20 protein-coding genes and 1 other RNA gene are annotated in these 20749 nt (G+C 63.6%); 7 read left to right on the top strand and 14 right to left on the bottom strand.

Annotated features, from left to right (window positions below; all coding sequences use genetic code 11):
- Nucleotides 1–175 precede the first annotated feature (175 nt).
- Both rnpB and rsmI read right to left on the bottom strand, forming a co-directional pair.
- An RNA gene (gene rnpB, locus ABFA30_RS07930) (RNase P RNA component class A) lies at nt 176–535 on the bottom strand.
- A gap of 67 nt (nt 536–602) precedes the next feature.
- On the bottom strand, nt 603–1478 hold the full coding sequence (rsmI, locus tag ABFA30_RS07925) for a 16S rRNA (cytidine(1402)-2'-O)-methyltransferase (RefSeq protein WP_262967468.1): 876 nt from the start codon (nt 1476–1478) through the stop codon (nt 603–605).
- Nucleotides 1479–1722: 244 nt separating this feature from the next.
- Between rsmI and ABFA30_RS07920 the strand changes: the two genes are divergently transcribed.
- The 4 genes from ABFA30_RS07920 to ABFA30_RS07905 all read left to right on the top strand — a co-directional run bounded on the left by ABFA30_RS07920 (nt 1723) and on the right by ABFA30_RS07905 (nt 5168).
- Nucleotides 1723–3540 carry a penicillin-binding protein activator gene (locus ABFA30_RS07920; protein WP_225789402.1) on the top strand — a complete coding sequence of 606 codons (1818 nt, stop codon included), beginning with the start codon at nt 1723–1725 and terminating at the stop codon, nt 3538–3540.
- Nucleotides 3540–3911: a YraN family protein gene (locus tag ABFA30_RS07915; protein WP_225789403.1), complete on the top strand. Its 372-nt coding sequence runs from the start codon at nt 3540–3542 to the stop codon at nt 3909–3911. The genes ABFA30_RS07920 and ABFA30_RS07915 overlap by 1 nt, the downstream gene beginning before the upstream one ends.
- An 88-nt stretch (nt 3912–3999) precedes the next feature.
- On the top strand, nt 4000–4593 hold the full coding sequence (locus ABFA30_RS07910) for a phosphoheptose isomerase (protein WP_225789404.1): 594 nt from the start codon (nt 4000–4002) through the stop codon (nt 4591–4593).
- Nucleotides 4590–5168, top strand: a complete 579-nt coding sequence (locus tag ABFA30_RS07905; protein ID WP_225789405.1) for a BON domain-containing protein — start codon at nt 4590–4592, stop codon at nt 5166–5168. The genes ABFA30_RS07910 and ABFA30_RS07905 overlap by 4 nt, the downstream gene beginning before the upstream one ends.
- A gap of 96 nt (nt 5169–5264) precedes the next feature.
- On the opposite strand, the gene ABFA30_RS07900 is transcribed toward ABFA30_RS07905, so the two are convergent.
- The 7 genes from ABFA30_RS07900 to rplM form a co-directional block, all read right to left on the bottom strand.
- Nucleotides 5265–5693, bottom strand: a complete 429-nt coding sequence (locus tag ABFA30_RS07900) for a ClpXP protease specificity-enhancing factor (RefSeq protein ID WP_225789406.1) — start codon at nt 5691–5693, stop codon at nt 5265–5267.
- Nucleotides 5694–5703: 10 nt separating this feature from the next.
- Nucleotides 5704–6327, bottom strand: a complete 624-nt coding sequence (locus ABFA30_RS07895; protein ID WP_225789407.1) for a glutathione S-transferase N-terminal domain-containing protein — start codon at nt 6325–6327, stop codon at nt 5704–5706.
- A 123-nt stretch (nt 6328–6450) separates the two neighbouring features.
- A complete protein-coding gene (locus ABFA30_RS07890) occupies nt 6451–7230 on the bottom strand; it encodes a cytochrome c1 (RefSeq protein ID WP_225789408.1) in 780 nt (259 codons plus the stop codon).
- The gene (locus ABFA30_RS07885; protein ID WP_225789504.1) at nt 7230–8441 is read right to left on the bottom strand and encodes a cytochrome b; all 1212 of its coding nucleotides are present in this window, start codon (nt 8439–8441) and stop codon (nt 7230–7232) included. The genes ABFA30_RS07890 and ABFA30_RS07885 overlap by 1 nt, the downstream gene beginning before the upstream one ends.
- The gene (petA, locus tag ABFA30_RS07880; RefSeq protein ID WP_225789409.1) at nt 8441–9034 is read right to left on the bottom strand and encodes a ubiquinol-cytochrome c reductase iron-sulfur subunit; all 594 of its coding nucleotides are present in this window, start codon (nt 9032–9034) and stop codon (nt 8441–8443) included. The genes ABFA30_RS07885 and petA overlap by 1 nt, the downstream gene beginning before the upstream one ends.
- A 264-nt stretch (nt 9035–9298) precedes the next feature.
- On the bottom strand, nt 9299–9691 hold the full coding sequence (rpsI, locus tag ABFA30_RS07875) for a 30S ribosomal protein S9 (protein WP_225789410.1): 393 nt from the start codon (nt 9689–9691) through the stop codon (nt 9299–9301).
- 14 nt (nt 9692–9705) lie between these two features.
- Nucleotides 9706–10134 (bottom strand): 50S ribosomal protein L13, encoded by a 429-nt coding sequence (gene rplM, locus ABFA30_RS07870; RefSeq protein ID WP_225789411.1) that lies wholly within the window; start codon nt 10132–10134, stop codon nt 9706–9708.
- A 259-nt stretch (nt 10135–10393) separates the two neighbouring features.
- Between rplM and ABFA30_RS07865 the strand changes: the two genes are divergently transcribed.
- Nucleotides 10394–11434, top strand: coding sequence for an NADP(H)-dependent aldo-keto reductase (locus ABFA30_RS07865; protein WP_410045314.1), 1041 nt, complete (start codon nt 10394–10396; stop codon nt 11432–11434).
- A 335-nt stretch (nt 11435–11769) separates the two neighbouring features.
- On the top strand, nt 11770–12666 hold the full coding sequence (locus tag ABFA30_RS07860; RefSeq protein ID WP_225789505.1) for a GlxA family transcriptional regulator: 897 nt from the start codon (nt 11770–11772) through the stop codon (nt 12664–12666).
- A gap of 99 nt (nt 12667–12765) precedes the next feature.
- Here ABFA30_RS07860 and zapE read toward each other — a convergent pair whose 3' ends face one another.
- The 3 genes from zapE to ABFA30_RS07845 form a co-directional block, all read right to left on the bottom strand.
- Nucleotides 12766–13860: a cell division protein ZapE gene (gene zapE, locus ABFA30_RS07855; protein ID WP_225789413.1), complete on the bottom strand. Its 1095-nt coding sequence runs from the start codon at nt 13858–13860 to the stop codon at nt 12766–12768.
- Nucleotides 13861–13944: 84 nt separating this feature from the next.
- Entirely contained in the window at nt 13945–15294 is a 1350-nt protein-coding gene (locus ABFA30_RS07850) for a tryptophan--tRNA ligase (protein ID WP_253091115.1), read from the bottom strand.
- A 25-nt stretch (nt 15295–15319) separates the two neighbouring features.
- Nucleotides 15320–15955: an alpha/beta hydrolase gene (locus tag ABFA30_RS07845; RefSeq protein ID WP_225789415.1), complete on the bottom strand. Its 636-nt coding sequence runs from the start codon at nt 15953–15955 to the stop codon at nt 15320–15322.
- A 139-nt stretch (nt 15956–16094) separates the two neighbouring features.
- Between ABFA30_RS07845 and ABFA30_RS07840 the strand changes: the two genes are divergently transcribed.
- Entirely contained in the window at nt 16095–16532 is a 438-nt protein-coding gene (locus tag ABFA30_RS07840; protein ID WP_225789416.1) for a YhcB family protein, read from the top strand.
- 189 nt (nt 16533–16721) lie between these two features.
- On the opposite strand, the gene mdeB is transcribed toward ABFA30_RS07840, so the two are convergent.
- Both mdeB and ABFA30_RS07830 read right to left on the bottom strand, forming a co-directional pair.
- Nucleotides 16722–19409, bottom strand: a complete 2688-nt coding sequence (mdeB, locus tag ABFA30_RS07835; RefSeq protein WP_410045313.1) for an alpha-ketoglutarate dehydrogenase — start codon at nt 19407–19409, stop codon at nt 16722–16724.
- A 25-nt stretch (nt 19410–19434) separates the two neighbouring features.
- Complete coding sequence (locus ABFA30_RS07830; RefSeq protein ID WP_225789417.1) at nt 19435–20631, bottom strand: methionine gamma-lyase; 1197 nt, start codon at nt 20629–20631, stop codon at nt 19435–19437.
- Nucleotides 20632–20749: the final 118 nt, after the last annotated feature.

The following is a 20749-nucleotide window of genomic DNA, read 5'->3' as shown; positions in this document are numbered from 1 at the left end:
GGACGGCGATTTAGCTCAACATAGGAAGGAGGAAGGACTACAGGGAGAAAATTCTGGAGGGAAAAATCAAGCGCACTCAGTTGGATAGCCCACCAAGTTAAAGTGATTTATTAAGAGTAAGATTTTTTTGGTATTACCAGGACACATCTGCTATCGATTCAAGCAGGAGAAGGAGGTGGAGAGTCGATCTATAAGCCGGGTTCTGTCGAGGACAGTCATTCCTCTACGACGGCCATCACTGGACGCCTTTAGCAACCTACCCGGTTCCGACGCGGGCCACGCCGTATGGAACCCTATTTGGTCTTGCTCCGAGTGGGGTTTACCTAGCCACGAACTGTTGCCAGCCGTGCGGTGCGCTCTTACCGCACCTTTTCACCCTTACCGGCACCGAAGTGCTTAGGCGGTTGTTTTCTGTGGCACTTTCCGTAGGCTCGCGCCTCCCAGGCATTACCTGGCACTCTGCCCTATGGAGCCCGGACTTTCCTCCCCCTTCTTTTGCGGAACAAAAGAAGGCAGCGACTGTCCAATCGACTCTCCGCCGACAAGGTTAACGGCACGCGTGCCCAAGAACAAGTGATACGGTAAACAATACCAAAAAGCCACTATTTGGCTTTCTGTTTATCCAGGGCCATTTGATACAGCAGGTTCTTGCGCACACCCGTGATTTCCGCCGCCAGGGCAGCCGCCCGCTTCAGCGGCAATTCCGCCAGCAACAGATCCAGCACGCGCTGTGCCTGGGCGCTGATCGCCTGGTCGTCCTCGGGCGCACTCCACCCCCCCACCAGCACCACACACTCGCCCCGCTGCTGATTGCCGTCGCCCGCGACGAAGGCACGCAGTTCGCCCAACGGCAGGCCCTTGAGGGTCTCGAAGGTCTTGGTCAGTTCACGCCCCAGCACCGCCGGACGCTCCGCGCCGAAGACCGCCTCCATGTCCTCCAGGCACTCGAGGATACGATGCGGCGCCTCATAGAAGATCAGCGTACGCGGTTCTTCCTTTACCTGCTCCAGACGCGCACGACGCCCGGCGGCCTTGGCCGGGAGAAAACCTTCGAAGATGAAGCGGTCCGACGGCAGGCCCGCCGCCGACAATGCTGTGATCAGCGCGCAGGCGCCTGGCACCGGGACCACCCTCACCCCCGCCGCACGCGCCTGGCGCACCAGGTGGTAGCCCGGATCAGAGATCAACGGCGTGCCGGCGTCGGACACCAGCGCCACATCGTCCCCGGCCAGAAGACGGGTGATGAAACGCCCGCCTTCGTCGCGCTCGTTGTGCTCATGACAGGCCGCCAGCGGCGTGTCGATGCCGAAGTGCTGCAGCAGGCGTACCGAGTGACGGGTATCCTCGGCGGCGATCAGGGCCACGTCCGCCAGCACCTTCAGCGCCCTGGCGCTCATGTCGTCGAGGTTGCCGATCGGCGTCGCGACGACATAGAGCGTACCCACCGTGGATTTCGAAGTCCCTGCACCATCACTCACTGCGCACACCTGCCTTTCGGATCAAAGGCGCCATTGTAGCCCGAGTGCCAGGGCGCTGTACGGCCAATTCAGCGCCCGTCCCCATGCCCCGACCACGCGGACCTTGCGCAACATGGCGCAAGGAACTTCGCGGCCATCCCCTGCCAGGCGACCTATAGTGAAGGATCGACGTCAGCAAGATCGCGCCCTGGCCGACGCTTGGGTACAATTGCCGGCCAACTTGATCGAGTAACAGGACCTTTACATGATCGCTTGCCTGCGGCTGCTCACAGCCCTCTGCCTCGCTGCCCTGCTGGCAGCCTGCGCCAGCTCGCCCTCATCCAGCCTGGGCGAACTGCCACGCACCCCGGATGCCAGCATCGAGCAGTTGCTCGACAAGGCCGCCACCAGCAAGTCCGCGGAAGATGCCGCCCTACTGCGCCTGAGCGCCGCCGACATGGCCTACCGGCAGAAGGACTACCCGCGCGCCGCACGCATCCTCGAACAGGTTCCCCTGGATGGGCTCAAGCCTGCCCAGCAGGTGTTCGCCAGCACCCTGGCCGCCGAGCTGGCCATGAGCCGCAACCAGCCCAAGGCAGCACTGGACGCCCTCTCCCACCCGAGCCTGCAGCGCCTGGGCGAACTGCCGCAAGCGCAACAGGCACGCACCTACAGCGTCCACGCCGCCGCCCTGGAAGCCGACGGCCAGGCCCTGGCCGCCGCACAGCAGCGTGTCCTGCTCGCCCCACTGCTCGAAGGCCAGGCAGCCGAAGCCAACCATGACGCCATCTGGGCCCTGGTCGCGTCACTGCCGGCCGAGCAACTGCAGCAGCCGGCCAGCGACGAGACCCTGGCCGGCTGGACCAGCCTGGCCCTGGCGGTGAAAAGCGCCGGCACCCTCGAGCAGCAGCAGGCTGCCATCGACACCTGGAGCGCGCAGCACCCGAACCATCCGGCCGCCCAGCAACTGCCGCTGGCCCTGGTCAAGCTCAAGGAGCTGGCCAGCCAGCCGCTGACCAAGATCGCCCTGCTGCTGCCCCAGGAAGGCCCGCTGGCCGGTGTGGCCCGTGCCCTGCGCGACGGCTTCATGGCCGCCCACTTCCAGGCCCAGCAGTCCGGCCAACCGGCCCCGGCCGTGCAGGTCTTCGATAGCTCGCGCATGACCTCGCTCGATGATTTCTACAACCAGGCCCAGGCGGCCGGCGTACAACTGGTGGTAGGGCCACTGGAAAAACCGCTGGTGAAGAAACTCGCCGCCTACCCGCAGTTGCCGATCACCACCCTGGCACTGAACTACGCCGATGCAGGCCAGCAGGCGCCAGCACAGCTGTTCCAGTTCGGCCTCGCCGCCGAGGACGAGGCCCGCGAGGTCTCGCGCCGCGCCCGCGCCGACGGCATGGTCCGAGCCGTGGCCCTGGTCCCCAGCGGCGAATGGGGTGAGCGCGTACTCGCCGCCTTCCGCCAGGACTGGGAAAGCCATGGCGGCACCCTGCTGGCCGCCGAACGCATTGCCCAGCCGGTCGCCCTGGCCCAGCAGATCGCCGACCTGTTCCAACTGCGCCAGAGCGAAGGCCGCGCCAAGAGCCTGCAGAGCACCGTGGGCGGCACCATCGCCGCACAACCGTCGCGCCGCCAGGACATCGACTTCATCTTCCTCGCCTCCACGCCGCAGCAGGCACAGCAGATCAAGCCGACCCTGAACTTCCAATACGCCGGCGACGTGCCGGTCTATGCCACCTCGAACCTGTACAGCGCCAGCGGCGACGTCAACCAGTACAACGACATGAACGGCATCCGCTTCTGCGAGACGCCATGGCTGCTCGACAACACCAACAGCCTGCGCCAGCAGGTGGTCCAGCAATGGCCCCAGGCCGCCGGTAGCCTCGGCCGCCTGTATGCCATGGGCGTCGATGCCTACAGCCTGGCGCCGCGCCTGGGCCAGCTCAAGGCCCTACCGGACAACCGCATCGAAGGCCTTTCCGGCAGCCTGAGCATGAACGCCAGCCAGCGCATCGAACGCCAGCTGCCCTGGGCGGAGTTCGCTGGCGGCCAGGTCAAGCGCCTCCCGGATACGCCGCGCTGATGCCCGACGCATCGCCTTCGAGCGCCGGCGCAGCCGCAGAAAACCACGCCCTCGACTTCCTTCGGGGGCGTGGTCTGCAACTGCTGGCACGCAACTGGCGATGCAAGGGAGGCGAGCTCGATCTGGTCATGCTCGACGCCGATACAGTAGTATTCGTCGAAGTCCGCTACCGGTTGCACGCGGCCTTCGGCGGCGCCCTGGGCAGCATCGACGGGCGCAAGCAGAAACGACTGGCGCTTGCCGCCAACCTGTTCCTGCAGAAGGAGTCCCGCTGGGCCAAGCATCCCTGCCGCTTCGACGTCATCGCCCTGCAGGGCAGGCACCATGCAGGCCAACCGCTGCAATGGCTGAAAAACGCCTTCGAATGCTGAACCCATTCCGATTTTTTTGCTCTATGTTTCGCGGGCAGGTCACCGTCGCGCGTCGCGCCGGCCACCGCCCCTCTTAAGGTCACACCAGATGGACATGCAATCCCGAATTCGCCGGCTGTTCCAGGCCAGCATCGACACCAAGCAACAGGCAATGGACATCCTGGCACCGCACATCGAGCAGGCCAGCCTGGTCATGGTCAATGCCCTGCTCAACGAGGGCAAGATGCTCGCCTGCGGCAACGGTGGATCGGCTGGCGATGCCCAGCACTTTTCCTCGGAGCTGCTCAACCGTTTCGAGCGCGAACGCCCGAGCCTACCGGCCATTGCCCTGACCACCGACAGCTCGACCCTCACCTCGATCGCCAACGACTACAGCTACAACGAAGTCTTCTCCAAGCAGATTCGCGCCCTGGGCCAACCGGGCGACGTGCTGCTGGCGATCTCCACCAGCGGCAACTCGGCCAACGTGATACAAGCGATCCAGGCCGCGCACGACCGCGAGATGACCGTCGTGGCATTGACCGGGCGAGACGGCGGCGGGATGGCTTCGCTGCTGCTGCCCGAAGACGTGGAGATCCGCGTGCCAGCGAACGTCACCGCGCGAATCCAGGAAGTCCACCTGCTGGCGATCCATTGCCTGTGCGACCTGATCGACAGCCAACTGTTCGGGAGTGAAGAATGATCCCCAAGCGCCTCGGCCTGATGGCCCTGACCCTGTGCCTGAGTGTTTCCGGCTGCAGCTCGGTACTGACCTCTGCACGTAACTCGCCGATCGAAGATGATCGCGGCACCCGCACCATCGGCAGCAAGATCGACGACTCGCTGATCGAGACCAAGGTCTCGGTCAACGTCGCCAAGGCCAACCCCGACCTGGACAAGGGTTCGCACATCGTCGTCAGCAGCTACAACGGCGTTGTCCTGCTCGCCGGCCAGACCCCTCGCGCCGACCTCAAGAGCCTGGCCGAGCAAACCGCCAGCCAGGTGCAGCGGGTCAAGAAAGTGCACAACGAACTGCAGGTCATGCAGCCCTCCTCGATCCTGGCCCGCAACAACGACGCCTGGCTGACCACCAAGATCAAGACCCAGATGCTGGCTGACGCCAACGTTCCAGGCTCGCGCATCAAGGTGATCACCGAGAACGGCATCGTCTACATGCTGGGCCTGGTGACCCAGAAGGAGGCCACCGCCGCCACCAACGTGGTACAGGGCGTGTCTGGCGTGCAGAAGATCGTCAAGCTGTTCGAGTACATCGACTGACGACAGCGAAGCTACATCGGGGCTGCTTCGCAGCCCCCTCCCTGGATTACAAGACCTGCTTGACTGGCCGGCCTTGGTCCAGGGTCGCCTTCCAGGTTACTTGACCACCTTCAGGCTTGGCCTGCCACTCGGGCGTGGCGGCTGACCACCGCCCTCGGGCGGGCCGTCGTCATCCGGTTCGACATCGTCTTCCAGCTCGTCGCTGTCCATCAGCGGCGGCTCGAGCTCGAACACCATGCCCTGGCCATTCTCCCGGGCATAGATACCCAGGATCGCGCCCACTGGCACGAACAAGGAATGGGCCACGCCACTGAAGCGGCCCTCGAAGCTCACCGCGTCATTGTCCATGTGCAGGTTGCGCACGGCGTTGGGGGAAATGTTCAGGACGATCTGGCCGTCGCTGGCGAATCCCTGAGGCACCTGGACTGCCGGGTACTCGGCATTGACCAGCATGTGGGGGGTGCAATCGTTGTCGACGATCCACTCGTACAGCGCACGAACCAGATAGGGGCGACTGGAGTTCATCAACGGCTCCTTAAACCTTGCGCATTTCACGTTCAGCAGCGGACAGGCTCGCCTGGAAAGGCTCGCGGGCGAACTGTCGCTCCATGTAGTCCAGCAGCGGCTTGGCCTGCCGCGGCAAGTCGATACCCAGTACCGGCAACCGCCATAGTATGGGCAGTAGACAACAGTCGACCAGACTTTGCTCCTCACTCATGAAACAAGAAAACTCGCCGAACAGCGGGGAGACACCTGTCAGGCTTTCACGTAGCGCCTTGCGCGCCTCGGCGCGCGCAGCCTCGCTGCTGCGCGGATCCAGCACGGTATCCGCCAGCGAACACCAGTCGCGTTGGATGCGATGCATCAGCAAACGGCTGTTGCCCCGAGCCACCGGGTAGACCGGCATCAACGGCGGATGCGGATAACGTTCCTCGAGGTACTCCATCACCACGGTCGACTCGTACAGCGCCAGGTCTCGATCGACCAGGGTCGGCACGCTGCCATAGGGGTTCACCTCGACCAGCCCGGGCGGCAGGCGGCCGGGATCGACGTCGATGATCTGCACACTGACGCCTTTCTCCGCGAGAACAAGGCGTACCCGATGAGAATAATGGTCAGCGGGGTCGGAATAGCAGGCTAACCTGTTGGTCGCGCCCATGTAGCTCCTCCTCGCATGGGAATGCTTGTGAAACTGCAAATGCAAACGCGCCCTGAGGAGCCCTCCGCTGTCGCGGGGAGCGCCCCAGGGCGCGTTCAACTACCAGCAAAAACTACTGCGTGATCAATGCACGTCCTTCCAGTATTCGCGCTTGAGCAAATAGGCGAATACGAAGAAGAAAGCCAGGTACAGCAACACATAGGTACCGATGCGCTGGCTCTCCAGTTTGACCGGGTTGGCCGAATAGGCCAGGAAGGTCACCAGGTTCTTGACCTTCTCGTCGAACTGCTCAGGCGTCAGGGTACCGGAATTCGGCTCGATGGTCAGCTGGTCGCAGGCTTCATGGGTCAGCGGGCTGCCCGTCAGCGGGTCGAACTGCTTCTTGCCATCGACCACGGTCTGCACCTGCTTGCAGCCGATCACCTGGTTACCCTGCAGGCCAACCAGCACGTTGGGCATGCCGACGTTCGGGAACACCTTGTTGTTCACCCCATAAGGACGCGACTTGTCCTCGTAGAAGCTGCGCAGGTAGGTGTACAGCCAGTCGTTGCCGCGCACCCGGGCGACCAGGGTCAGGTCGGGCGGCGCCGCACCGAACCAGACCTTGGCATCGTCGGGCTGCATGCCGATCTGCATGTGATCGCCGATCTTGGCGCCGGTGAACACCAGCTTCTCGAGCATCAGCTCGTGGGGAATGCCCAGGTCATCGGCGACCCGCTCGTAACGCTGGAACTTGGCGCTGTGGCAACCCATGCAATAGTTGGCGAAGGTACGCGCACCGTCTTGCATGGCGGCCTTGTCGGTCAGGTCGATATCGACCTTGTCCAGCTCCAGGCTCTGCTCCGCGGCGAAGGACAAGGCAGGCATCACTGCCAGGAACAATACTGCAATAAGCTTTTTCATCAGCCAGTCACCCTTTCCGGAACCGGTTTGGTCTTCTCGAGCCTGGTGTAGAACGGCATCAGGAGGAAGTAGGCGAAATACAGCACGGTGCAGACCTGCGACAGCAAGGTCCGGCCCGGCGTAGGCGCCAGCACACCCAGCACACCCAGAATCACGAAGGCCACGCAGAACACCAGCAGGAACAGCTTGCTCAGCCAGCCCTTGTAGCGCATGGAGCGCACCGGGCTGCGGTCAAGCCAGGGCAGCACGAACAGCACGGCGATCGCGGCGCCCATGGCGATGACGCCGAACAGCTTGTCGGGGACCGCTCGCAAGATCGCGTAGAACGGCGTGAAGTACCAGACCGGCGCGATGTGCTCGGGGGTCTTGAACGCATTCGCCTGTTCGAAGTTCGGTTTCTCCAGGAAGTAGCCGCCCATCTCCGGGAAGAAGAACACCACGGCACAGAAGACGAAGAGGAACACCACGACGCCGACGATATCCTTGACGGTGTAGTACGGATGGAAGGGAATGCCGTCGAGGGGCACGCCGTTCTCGTCCTTGTTCTTCTTGATGTCGATGCCGTCGGGGTTGTTCGAACCCACTTCGTGCAACGCCAGGATGTGCAGCACCACCAGCCCGAGGATGACGATCGGCAAGGCGATCACATGGAGGGCGAAGAAGCGGTTCAGGGTGATGCCGGAGATCAGGTAGTCACCCCGGATCCACTGGGTCAGGTCGTCGCCGATCAGCGGGATGGCGCCGAACAGCGAGATGATCACCTGGGCGCCCCAGTAGGACATCTGGCCCCAGGGCAGCAGGTAACCCATGAACGCCTCGGCCATCAACGCCAGGTAGATCAGCATGCCGAACAGCCAGACCAGCTCGCGCGGCTTCTGGTACGAGCCGTAGAGCAGGCCGCGGAACATGTGCAGGTAGACCACGATGAAGAACGCCGAAGCGCCGGTGGAGTGCAGGTAGCGCAGGATCCAGCCGTACTCCACGTCACGCATGATGTACTCGACCGAGGCGAAGGCCTCTTCCGCCGAGGGCGTGAAGCTCATGGTCAACCAGACGCCGGTGACGATCTGGTTGACCAGCACCAGCAGGGCCAGGGAGCCGAAGAAGTACAGGAAGTTGAAGTTCTTGGGCGCGTAATACTTGCTCAGGTGGTCTTCCCACATCTTGGTGGCGGGGAAGCGAGCATCAATCCAGTCCATGAACTTGCTCATCATGCGTTCTCCTGATCGACGCCGATGACGATGATGTCGTCCGACTCGTAAGAGTGCGGAGGCACTGGCAGGTTGAGGGGTGCCGGCTGGGCCTTGTAGACACGGCCGGCCAGGTCGTAGTGCGAACCGTGGCAAGGGCAGAAGTAGCCGCCGACCCATTTCGGCCCGAGGTCGGCCGGCGCGACTTCAGGGCGGAAGGTCGGCGAGCAGCCCAGGTGGGTGCACAGGCCGACGAGGACAAGGATCTCGGGCTTGATCGAGCGGTTTTCCGGGTCGACATAGGTCGGCTGATCCGAGGCCTTGGACTCGGGATCGGAGAGCTCTCCGGCGATTTTCTTGAGGTTCCCGAGGATCTCTTGCGTTCGCCGCACGATGAACACCGGCTGGCCACGCCACTCAGCGACCATCTGCTGGCCCGGCTCGACCTTGGCGATATTGACCTTCACCGGTGCACCTGCGGCTTTCGCCTTGGCACTGGGAAACCATGACCCCACGAACGGTACCGCAGCCCCCACTGCCCCCGCCGCCCCGACCACGGATGTCGCGGCTACGAGGAAGCGGCGCCGGCCTGCGTTGACGCCGTCATTGCTCATTCAGTCCTCTCCCATCAGCTTGCTTGGCCTGTTGGATCAGGCCTCTACTTAGGTAATGTCTGTGGCACTAAAAATTGGCCGCAATGGTAAGGAACAAATCCACACACTGACAAGGTGATTACCCCCCAGGCGGGCTGCAACCCTCGCTTTGCTTGATCTGCGTCTATGCGGCAAGTTGTCACTGACATGCTGACAGGTTAGTCCAAGCCATAAAAAAAGCCCGGCTCCAAAAGGAACCGGGCTTCTTCGACTGCCGAAGCGAAATTAACGCTTGGAGTACTGAGGACGCTTACGCGCTTTACGCAGACCCACTTTCTTACGCTCGACTTCACGAGCGTCGCGGGTGACGTAGCCAGCACGGCGCAGGGCGCCACGCAGGGACTCGTCGTAGTCCATCAGGGCGCGGGTGATACCGTGACGGATCGCACCGGCCTGGCCGCTGACACCACCACCGACGACGGTGACGTAGATGTCGAACTTTTCAACGGTCTCGGTCAGCTCCAGCGGCTGGCGAACAACCATACGAGCGGTTTCGCGGCCGAAGAAGGTGTCCAGAGGACGGTTGTTGATGGAGATGTTGCCAGTGCCCGGACGCAGGAAAACGCGAGCGGTTGCGGTCTTGCGACGGCCAGTGCCGTAATTTTGAGTCGCCGACATAATGAACTATTCCGTTAAATCTTCAGTTCTTGAGGCTGCTGAGCAGTGTGAGGGTGAGCTGCACCCGCATAGACTTTCAGCTTACGGTACATGTCGCGACCCAGCGGGTTCTTAGGCAGCATGCCTTTGACCGCGGTCTCGATGACACGCTCAGGGGCCTTGGCGATCAACTTCTCGAAGTTGATTTCCTTGATACCGCCCGGGAAACCGGAGTGGGAGTAGTACATCTTGTCCGAAGTCTTGGCACCAGTGACACGTACCTGCTCGGCGTTGATGACGACGATGTAGTCGCCGGTGTCAACGTGAGGGGTGTATTCTGGCTTGTGCTTGCCACGCAGGCGACGAGCGATTTCGGTAGCCAGACGACCCAGGGTCTGACCAGCGGCGTCAACTACGTACCAGTCGCGCTTTACTGTTTCCGGTTTAGCAGTAAAAGTTTTCATTCTTTAAAGCCTCAGAGGCCGCCCAGCGAAAATAAGACGGCGAATCTTACTGGATAGTGCACCACTTGACAAGTCAAGCGCGCAGCCGCATACGGACGCTATTGGGGGCTCGGGTCGGCGCATCCAATATCCGGCTAGGGTTCCTCGCTGCCCGGCGGTGCATCACTTCCACCGTGCGCAGAGGGGCAGGATTATCCAGATTGCGGAAAAAATTTCAACCTGCTTTGATGGCCTTATTTGACCAGGGAGACCGTCACCCATGGAATACCGCCAGCTCGGCCGAACCGACCTGAACGTCAGCGCCCTGTGCCTGGGCACCATGACCTGGGGCGAGCAGAACGACCAGGACGAGGCCTTCGCCCAGATCGCCCTGGCCAAGGCCAACGGGGTCAACTTCATCGACACCGCCGAGATGTACCCGGTACCGCCACGCCCCGAGACCTACGCCGCCACCGAGCGCATCATCGGCAACTGGTTCGCCCGCCACGGCGACCGCGACGACTGGATCCTGGCCAGCAAGGTCGCCGGCCCGGGCAACGGCATCAGCCACATCCGCGACGGCCAGCTCAAGCACAACCGCCAGCACATCGTCGCCGCGCTGGACGAAAGTCTCAAGCGCCTGCAGACCGACCGCATCGACCTGTACCAGTTGCACTGGCCCGAGCGCAGCACCAACTTCTTCGGCAAGCTGGGCTACCAGCACCTGCCCCAGGACCATTTCACCCCACTGGAAGAGACCCTCGAGGTGCTCGACGAACAGGTGCGTGCGGGCAAGATCCGGCACATCGGCCTGTCCAACGAAACCCCGTGGGGCACCATGAAGTTCCTGCACCTAGCAGAAAACCGGGGCTGGCCGCGCGCGGTGTCGATCCAGAACCCCTACAACCTGCTCAACCGCAGCTTCGAGGTGGGCCTGGCGGAGGTGGCGATCCGCGAGCAGTGCGGCCTGCTGGCTTACTCGCCGCTGGCCTTCGGCATGCTGTCGGGCAAGTACGAGAATGGCGCCCGACCGGAGAAAGCACGCCTGACCCTGTTCAGCCGCTTCGCCCGCTATTCCAACCCGCAGACCGTGGCGGCCTGCAGCCGTTATGTCCAGCTGGCTCGCGAGCATGGCCTGGCCCCGGCGCAGATGGCCCTGGCCTTCGTCACCCGCCAGCCGTTCGTGACCAGCAACATCATTGGCGCGACCTGCGTGGAGCAACTGCAAAGCAACCTGGACAGCCTGGCCTTGAACCTCAGTGACGAGTTGCTGGCGGCGATCGAGGCGATCCACCAGGAGCAGCCCAACCCTGCGCCCTGAGCCCAGCGACAAGTTATCAGCGGCAAGAAAAAGCAGACCGTGCCGCCCCAATGCCAGTCAGTGAAGACTTCCCACCGCCATTTGGGGCCGCTTCGCGCCCCATGTCGCTTAACTGACGGGCTACGCCGGCCTGCTTTTTTCCTGCCGCTTGCCGCTGACAGCTTGCAGCTAGCCGAAAAACATAAGACGATCCAGCCGGTGATTGACCACTCTACCCTATAAGAACAATGACAATGATGTTTACCCAACCCTCCGCGTCCCTGCGTCGCGTCAGCATCCTGGCCATCGACAAGGTGTTCGCCTCGACCCTCATGCAGGCCAAGGACTTCTTCCACCTGGCCAGCCTGCGCTACAGCAAGCAACTGGGGCTGGGCCTGCAACCGATGTTCGATATCCACCTGGTCAGCCCCGACGGCCAGCCAGTGGACAGCTTCAGCAATGTGCAGGTGCCGGTCGACGGCGGCCTGGACGATGCCGACGTGATCATCCTCCCGGCCTTCTGGGACGACTTCGACAACCTCCAGCAACGCTACCCCCAGGTCCTGCCCTGGCTGCGCGAACAGCATGCCCGTGGCGCCGTGCTCTGCGGCGAGGCCAGTGGGGTGTTCTGGCTGGCCGAGGCCGGCCTGCTCGACGGCAAGGAAGCGACCACCTACTGGCGCTTCTTCGACAGTTTCGCCGAGCGCTTCCCCAAGGTACGCCTGAACCAGGACAAGCACCTGACCGACGCCGACAACCTCTATTGCGCCGGCGGCACCACCTCGGCCTGCGACCTGTACATCTACCTGATCGAGCGTTTCTGCGGGGCCAACGTCGCCCGCGCCGTGGCCCGCGACATCCTCTACGAAGTGCAGCGCAGCTACACCCCAGGGCGCATGGGCTTCGGCGGGCAGAAGCTGCACCAGGACCTGATCATCCTGCAGATCCAGCACTGGCTGGAGGAGCACTTCGCCGACAAGTTCCGCTTCGAGGACGTGGCCCGCAACCACGGCATGAGCATCCGCAACTTCATGCGTCGCTTCCAGAGCGCCACCGGCGACAAGCCCTTGCACTACTTGCAGCGCCTGCGCATCGAGACGGCCAAGGGCCTGCTCTCGAGCACGCGCAAGAGCATCAAGACCATCAGCTACGAAGTGGGCTACGACGACGCCAGCTTCTTTGCCCGCCTGTTCCGCCAGCACACCGAGCTGTCGCCGAACCAGTATCGGCAGCAGTTCATGCAGGAGGCCTGATACACAACTGCAAGCTACAAGCTGCAAGAAAAAGCAAAAGCCAGAACAGCGCACGGCTGCTCTGGCTTTTTCTTGAAGCTTGAAGCTCGAAGTTGCCCGTCAGGGCTTGTGCGCCCGTGACAGGAACTCGTGGGACTGCATCTCCAGCAGGCGGCTCAGGGTGCGCTGGAACTCGAAGCTCAGGCGCCCGCCGGTGTACAGGTCCTTGAGCTCCACTTCGGCCGAGATGATCAGCTTGACGTTGCGGTCGTAGAACTCATCCACCATGTTGATGAAACGGCGGGCGATGTCGTCGGTGGTCACACCCATCTGCTCGACATTGCTCAGCAGCACGGCGTGGAAGATCTTGCCCAGCTCGATGTAGTCGTTCTGGCTGCGCGGGCCGTCGCACAGGGCACGGAAGTCGAACCAGGCGACGTCGTCGCAGGTGCGCACGGCCTGGATCTCGCGGTTCTCGATCACCAGCACGTCATTCTCGACGGCCTGGGTGCACTCCGGCGTCAATGCCTTGAAACTCTGGCGCAGGCTTTCGTGCGCCGCGTCGTCGAGCGGATAGTGGTACAGCTCGGCCTGCTCCAGGTGACGCAGGCGGTAGTCGACCCCGCTGTCGACGTTGACCACTTCGGTGTTCTGCTTGATCAGGGCGATGGCCGGCAGGAAGCGCGCACGCTGCAGGCCATCCTTGTACAGGCCGTCGGGGACGATGTTGGAAGTGGCCACCAGGGTCACGCCGTTCTTGAACAGCTCTTCCATCAGGGTGCCGAGGATCATCGCGTCGGTGATGTCGGAGACGAAGAACTCATCGAAGCAGATCACCTTGGCTTCCTCGGAGAAACGCTTGGCGATGATGGTCAGCGGGTTCTTCTCGCCCTTGAGCGATTTCATTTCCTCGTGCACACGCTTCATGAAGCGGTGGAAGTGCGTGCGCATCTTCTGCTTGAACGGCAGCGCCTCGAAGAAGGTGTCCACCAGGTAGGTCTTGCCCCGGCCGACCCCGCCCCAGAAATACAGGCCCTTGACCGGCGCCTGTTCCTTCTTGCCGAACAGCTTGCCGAACACGCCCGGCCTGTTGTTCTGCGCCGCCAGCAGATCGTCGTACAGGCGCTGCAGGTGACGCACCGCCGTTTCCTGTGCCGCGTCATGGAAGAAGTCGGGACGTTTGAGATCTGCTTGATATCGTTCTAGGGGCGTCATAATTCGTTAGCGAGGTAACAAAAAGCGGGCCGTCACTGTAGCGACCGGCCCGCATAATGGCAATCAGACTTGCGGCGAAATGCCTCAGTCCTGCTGGGGTTGCAGCGCGGCGCGCAGGCTCTGGATGGCCGCATCGCGCGCCTCGGCGTCGGCGAACTGCGGCCCGTCGGCAACCTGTTCGCCATCGAGCCACAGGGAGAAGCCCAGGCCTTCGACACGCACGTCGGCCTCGACCCCCTGTTGCAATTGCTTGCTCACCACGCCTGCGCTCTTGCCGTCGGCGAAGCGGCGCGACAGCAGCAACTGCTCGCCATCGGCGGCCAGCAGGCGGAAACGGAAGCTGCCGTCGTCGTCGCGGAAGCTGACGAAGCGGGCGCTCTTGGCAGCCTTCTTCTTCACTTCGCTGCCGGCCTGCACGATGGCGCGGAACGAACGCAGGCCCACGGCCTCGCGCAGTTGCTCGAGGAACGGCGTGGCGGTCTTGCGCGCCTTGGCGGCGCCGGCCAGGAGGATGTCTTCCAGGTCGGAGGGCCGGGCGATCAACTGGTGATAGCGCTCGCGGGCCTCGCCCAGTTGGTCGTCGAGCAGTTGGAACAGGCGCTGCTTGGCCTCGCCCCAGCCCAGGCCCTGGAGCAGCTCTTCACGGAACCCGGCGGCCTGCGCCGGCGTGGAGAAGGCCTGGAACAGGGTGAACAGGTGCGAATTGTCCGGGTCTTTCGGCTCGCCGGGTGCGCGCGAGTCGGTGACGATGCGCGAGATGGCATCCTTCATGTCCTTGGCGCTGGTGAACAACGGGATGGTGTTGTCGTAGCTCTTGGACATCTTGCGACCGTCCAGGCCCGGCAGGGTCGCCACGCTTTCCTCGATCACCGCCTCGGGCAGGACGAAGAAGTCCTTGCCCTGGCCGAACAGGTGATTGAAACGCTGGCCGATATCGCGGGCCATCTCCACGTGCTGGATCTGGTCGCGGCCGACCGGCACCTTGTGGGCGTTGAACATCAGGATGTCGGCGGCCATCAGCACCGGGTAGCTGTACAGTCCCATGGTCACGCCGGCGTCCGGGTCTTCGCCGTTTTCCAGGTTCTTGTCCACCGAGGCCTTGTAGGCATGGGCGCGGTTGAGCAGGCCCTTGGCGCTGACGCAGGTCAGCAGCCAGGTCAGCTCGGGGATCTCGGGGATGTCGGACTGGCGGTAGAAGGTCACCTTGTCCGGGTCCAGGCCGCCGGCCAACCAGGTGGCGGCGATTTCCAGGCGCGAGCGCTGGATGCGCAGCGGGTCGTCGCACTTGATCAGGGCATGGTAGTCGGCCAGGAAGTAGAACGAGTCGGCGCCGGGCTGCTGGCTGGCGAGGATCGCCGGGCGGATGGCGCCGGCGTAGTTGCCCAGGTGCGGGGTGCCGGTGGTGGTGATACCGGTGAGGATACGCGTAGTCATGGGTTATCGCTTGATCAGGCTAGGCTCAGTTCGAAAGACGCGGCAGCACCAGATCCTTCAGATCGGTCAGCTTGCCATGGAAGAAGTGTCCGCATTCTGCCACTTTCAGCAGCTCATGGGGGCGCGACAGGGTGTCGGACCATTCGTAGACCAACGGCGGATCGACGACTTCGTCGGCGTCCGGCTGCACCACCGTCAGCGGGCAACGCTGCGGCAGCGGGAACTGCTCGTTCAGGCGCATCACCGCCGGGGCGATCATGAACAGGTGCTGCAGTTGCACCGCGTCGGCCTCCAGGCGCCCGGCCAGGCTGGCCGCGACGAAACCACCGAAGGAGAAGCCCATCAGCACCAGGGGCAGTTCGGGGTGCTTGGCCCGCAGCCAGGCCGCGGCAGCCTGGGCATCGGCCACCTCGCCGGCGCCCATGTCGTGGCTGCCGGCGCTCTGGCCGACGCCGCGGTAGTTGAAGCGCAGGGTGACGTAGCCGGCATCGCGGGCGGTGCGCTGCAGGGTCGAGACCACCTTGTTGAGCATGGTGCCGCCCTGGACCGGGTTGGGGTGGCAGATCAGCACGGCACCACGGGCATCGGCCACGTCCAGGTACAAGGCTTCCAGCTGGCCGCTGGGGCCATCGATGAACAAGGGGGTTTCGCGGATAAGCAAGGCACTACTCCGTGACCCGGGGGTGGGTCGACTCGTCTAGCTGAGGAATTCTGTTCTGAAATATTTGCGATCGCTCGCGGTATACAGCGCAGGTCTGAGCCGTTAACGTAAAGCAAAGCCGTTTATAGAGGAAGGACTCGTGGAACTCTCGCTCCTTGTTTGGTTGTTGCCGACCCTGGCCCTGGTCGTCGGCGTGGTGGTCGGCTTCGTGGTGGCCCGCCTGTTGCCCAACGCCGCGCCGAGCAGCACCCAACGCCAGCTGGACGACATCCAGCAGCGTTTCGACAACTACCAGAACGAAGTGGTGACCCACTTCAACAGCACTGCCGCGCTGGTCAAGAAACTGACCCAGAGCTACCAGGACGTCCAGGACCACCTGGCCGACGGCGCCAACCGCCTGGCCCTCGACGAGCTGACCCGCCAGCGCCTGCTGGCGGCCCTGCACTCCGAAGCGGCCCAGGGGCCTCGCGATCGCCTGACGCCACCGAAGGACACCGCCGAAGTGCCGCGCGACTATGCGCCCAAGTCGCCGAACTCACCGGGCATGCTCGATGAGAGCTACGGGCTCAAGCGTTGAAATGACTGGAATGCAGAAGGCCTCGTAAGAGGCCTTTTTTAGGGCTGCTCGCCTGCCCTGGCCCACTCGCGGGCAAGCCCTCATGTCAGTCGACCAAGGTTTTACAGCCGCCATTTGCGCCGCTTCGCGCCCCATCGCCGGCAAGCCGGCTGCCACAGGAGCTTGTGGTGCGCACGAATCAGGGCTCGATCACCGATACCAAGGTGCATCGACCTGCTCCACCTGATACCGCCCCCGCGCCTGCTCCAGCACCTCCTCGCCCAACCGCCCCTGCCGCACCAGGCTGTAGAGCGCCGCCAACACCACGCTGTAGCGATCCACCTCGAAGAACCGCCGCAACTGCTGACGCGTATCGCTACGCCCGAAGCCATCGGTCCCCAGCGTCATGTAGGGCGCCTGCACATACTCGGCGATCAACTGCGGCCAGGCCCGCGCATAGTCGCTGGCGGCAATCACTGGCGCATCCCCCTGCAGGCAGCGGCGCACATGGCAGTCTTCTTCATCCCCCTTGCCTTGCATCGCCGCCCGCTGCACATCTCGCGCCTGGCGCGCCAACTCGCTGAAACTGGTGACGCTGAACACCTCGCTGTCGACCTGCCATTCGAGGGCCAGCAACTCGCTGGCAGCGATCACCTCGCGCAGGATCGCTCCCGACCCCAGCAAACGCACCCGGCCCCGTGGTTGCAAGGCCTGCTGCCGGGCGACGCGGTACATGCCGCGCAGCACATCGTCCCGTACCGTCTCCGGCAACGACGGTTGTGGATAGTTTTCGTTCATCACCGCCACATAGTGGAACTCGTCGCGCTGCTCCACCAGCATGCGCCGTGCCGCATGGTCGAGGATCACCGCCAACTCGCCGGCGAAACACGGGTCCCAGGCCCGGCAGTTGGGCACCAGGGCCGCCATCACCAGGCTGGAGCCATCCTGGTGCTGCAGGCCTTCGCCTCCCAGGGTGGTGCGCCCGGCGGTCGCCCCCAGCAACAGGCCACGGGCACGCTGGTCGGCGGCGGCCCAGATCAGGTCGCCGACCCGCTGGAAGCCGAACATCGAGTAGTAGATGTACACCGGCAGCATCGGCTCGCCGTGCACCGCATAGGCCGTCGCCGCCGCGATCCATGACGAGATCGCCCCGGCCTCGGTGATACCCTCCTCCAGCAACTGGCCGTCGCGGGCCTCCTTGTAGGTCAGCAGCGAACCGGCGTCCTCGGGCTCGTAGCGCTGGCCGCAGGCCGAGTAGATGCCGATCTGGCGAAACAGGCTGGCCATGCCGAAGGTGCGCGCCTCGTCGGCGACGATCGGCACCACCCGAGGCCCCAGTTGCGGTGCCTTGAGCCAATGGCCGAGCAGGCGCACGGCCGCCATGGTGGTGGACATCTCCTTGTTGTCGGCCTGCAGGGCGAAGCCTGCGCAATCCTCCAGGCTTGGCAGCGCCAGCGGCCGGCAGTCCGTGCGCCGCACCGGCAACGGCCCGCCGAGCGCCGCGCGACGCTGGCGCAGGTAGACCATCTCTGGGCTGTCCTCGGCCGGGCGGTAGAAGCGCAACTGCTCCACCGCCTCGTCGGAGAGAGGCAAGTGGAAGCGGTCGCGAAACGCCAACAACGCCTGGACGTCGAGCTTCTTGGCCTGGTGCGCGGTCATTCGCGACTCGCCGGCACTGCTCATGCCATAGCCCTTCTTGGTCTTGGCCAGGATCACCGTCGGCCGTCCCTTGCAAGCCTTGGCTGCTGCATAGGCCGCATGCAGCTTGCGAAAATCGTGACCGCCGCGCTTGAGGGCATTGATCTCGTCGCAGTTCATGTGCGCCACCAGGCGCTGCAAGGCCGGATGCTGGTTGAAGAAGTGCTCCAGGTTGTAGGTGCCATCCTTGGCGCCGAGGGTCTGGAACTGCCCATCCGGGGTCGCGGCCAACTGGCGCAGCAGCGCGTGTTCGTGGTCGCGAGCGAACAGCGCATCCCATTCCGAGCCCCAGAGCACCTTGATCACGTTCCAGCCGGCCCCGCTGAACAAGGCTTCCAGCTCCTGGATGATCTGGCCATTGCCGCGCACCGGGCCGTCCAGGCGCTGCAGGTTGCAGTTGACGATGAACGTCAGGTTGTCCAGGCCTTCCCGCACGGCCAGGGTCAGACCGGCGATCGACTCCGGCTCGTCCATCTCACCGTCGCCGAACACGCCCCAGACATGCCGTGCGGATGTGTCGAGCAGGCCACGATGCTGCAGGTAACGCATGAAGCGCGCCTGGTAGATGGCATTGAGCGGCCCGATGCCCATGGAGCCGGTGGGGAACTGCCAGAACCCGGGCATCAGCCAGGGGTGTGGATAGGAGCACAGGCCGTCGCCTGCGACCTCCTGGCGATAATTACCCAGTTGCTCTTCGCTCAAACGCCCTTCGAGAAACGCCCGGGCATAAATGCCCGGTGCCGAATGGGGCTGGAAGAACACCAGGTCACCGGTGCGTCGTGCGCCGTCACCTTCGCCACGGAAGAAGTGCTGGAAGCCCACCTCGAAGATCTCCGCCGCCGAAGCATAACTGGCGATATGCCCACCCAGCTCGCCATAGGCGTGATTGGCCCGGACCACCATGGCCAACGCATTCCAGCGCAGGATGCTGGTGATGTGCTCATCGAGCTCCAGATCGCCGGGATAGGTGCCCTGCTGCTCCACCGGCAAGGTGTTGCGGTAGGCGGAAAACGGCTGGGCTTCGCGCGCCAGGCCCAGTTCCAAGGCATGGGCCTGCAGCCGCTGCAGCAAATAGCGCGCCCGCGCCGGGCCACAGTGGGCCAGGGTCGATTCGAGCGCCTCGCACCACTCGGCGGTTTCCGCCGGGTCACTGTCCAGGTCTTCGCCCTGAGGCGTCAACGGCTCGTTGGCGTTCATCATCGCGTCCAATTCCGCTGCAGGTTCATCAGGCACAGGCCTTCAGTGCCTGGGCAATATCGGCAAGCAGGTCCTCGATGTCTTCCAGACCCACCGACAAGCGCACCAAACCTTCGGAAATCCCGTGATGAGCCCGCTCCTCAGGGGTATAGCTGGAATGGGTCATGCTCGCCGGGTGCTGCGCCAACGACTCGGCATCGCCCAGGCTCACCGCCCGGCTGAACAGTTGCAGGGCGTTCATGAAGCGCCGCCCGGCCTCGATCCCGCCCTTGAGCTCGAAGGCGATCATCCCGCCCGGTAGGCGCATCTGCCGCCGGGCCAGTGCGTACTGGGCGAAGGCCGGCAGGCCCGGGTAATGGATCAGTTCCACCTGGGGTTGGCGCGCCAGGAACTCGGCCGCCTGCTGGGCATTGCCGCAGTGGCGGTCCATGCGCAGGGCCAGGGTCTTGATGCCACGCATCAGCAACGCGGCATCGTGGGGCGAAAGAACCGCACCGGTCATGTCCTTGAGCCCTTCCAGGCGGATGCGATCCAGTAGCGCCTTGCGCCCCACCACCAGGCCGGCAGTGATGTCCCCGTGGCCGCCCAGGTACTTGGTCGCCGAATGCACCACCAGGTCGGCCCCCAGTTCCAGTGGGCGCTGCAGGTACGGGGTGCAGTAGGTGTTGTCGACCACCACCTGGATATCCTGGCCACGGACGGCGTCGGCCACGGCGGCGATATCCACCAGTTGCATGTTGGGGTTGGCTGGGGTTTCGAAGTAGATCATCCGCGTCCTTGGCGTGATGGCCGCCTTCAGTGCCTTCAGGTCGTTGAGGTCGACGTGCTTGATCTTGACACCGAACTCGCCGATGCCGTGGTGCAGGTAGGCGAAGGTGCAGCCGTACAAGGTACGCCCGACGATCAACTCATCACCTGGGCGCAGTAGGGTCCACAGTGTCGAGGTGATGGCACCCATTCCCGACGCCAGGGCCAACCCGGCTTCCCCTCCTTCCAGCGAGGCCATGCGTTGTTCCAGCAGGGCCAGGGTCGGGTTGGAGATGCGGCTGTAGAAGTGCCCGCCCTCTTCGCCGGCGAAACAGGCGGCACCGTACTCGACGGTGGGGAAGGCATAGGTAGCGGTCTGGTACACCGGCGGTACCAGCGCACCACCATGGGAGAGCGGGTCATAGCCGTGGTGGATGGCCCGTGTGGAAAAACCGCTGTTGTTGTTGGAGTCGCGCATGGCAACAGTCTCTGGTGGTTTGTTATAAGCTTATGCCACCGACCTACCCGGTTTTTTCCAAAGTTGCCCACGCGATGGCGCATCTTTTGGAATGAAAACAACAAATACAGAACCAGGA

It is taken from the genome of Pseudomonas sp. HLMP (genome assembly GCF_046365545.1).
Taxonomy (GTDB): domain Bacteria; phylum Pseudomonadota; class Gammaproteobacteria; order Pseudomonadales; family Pseudomonadaceae; genus Aquipseudomonas; species Aquipseudomonas guariconensis_B.
This window is presented reverse-complemented; position numbering and strand designations above follow the sequence as displayed.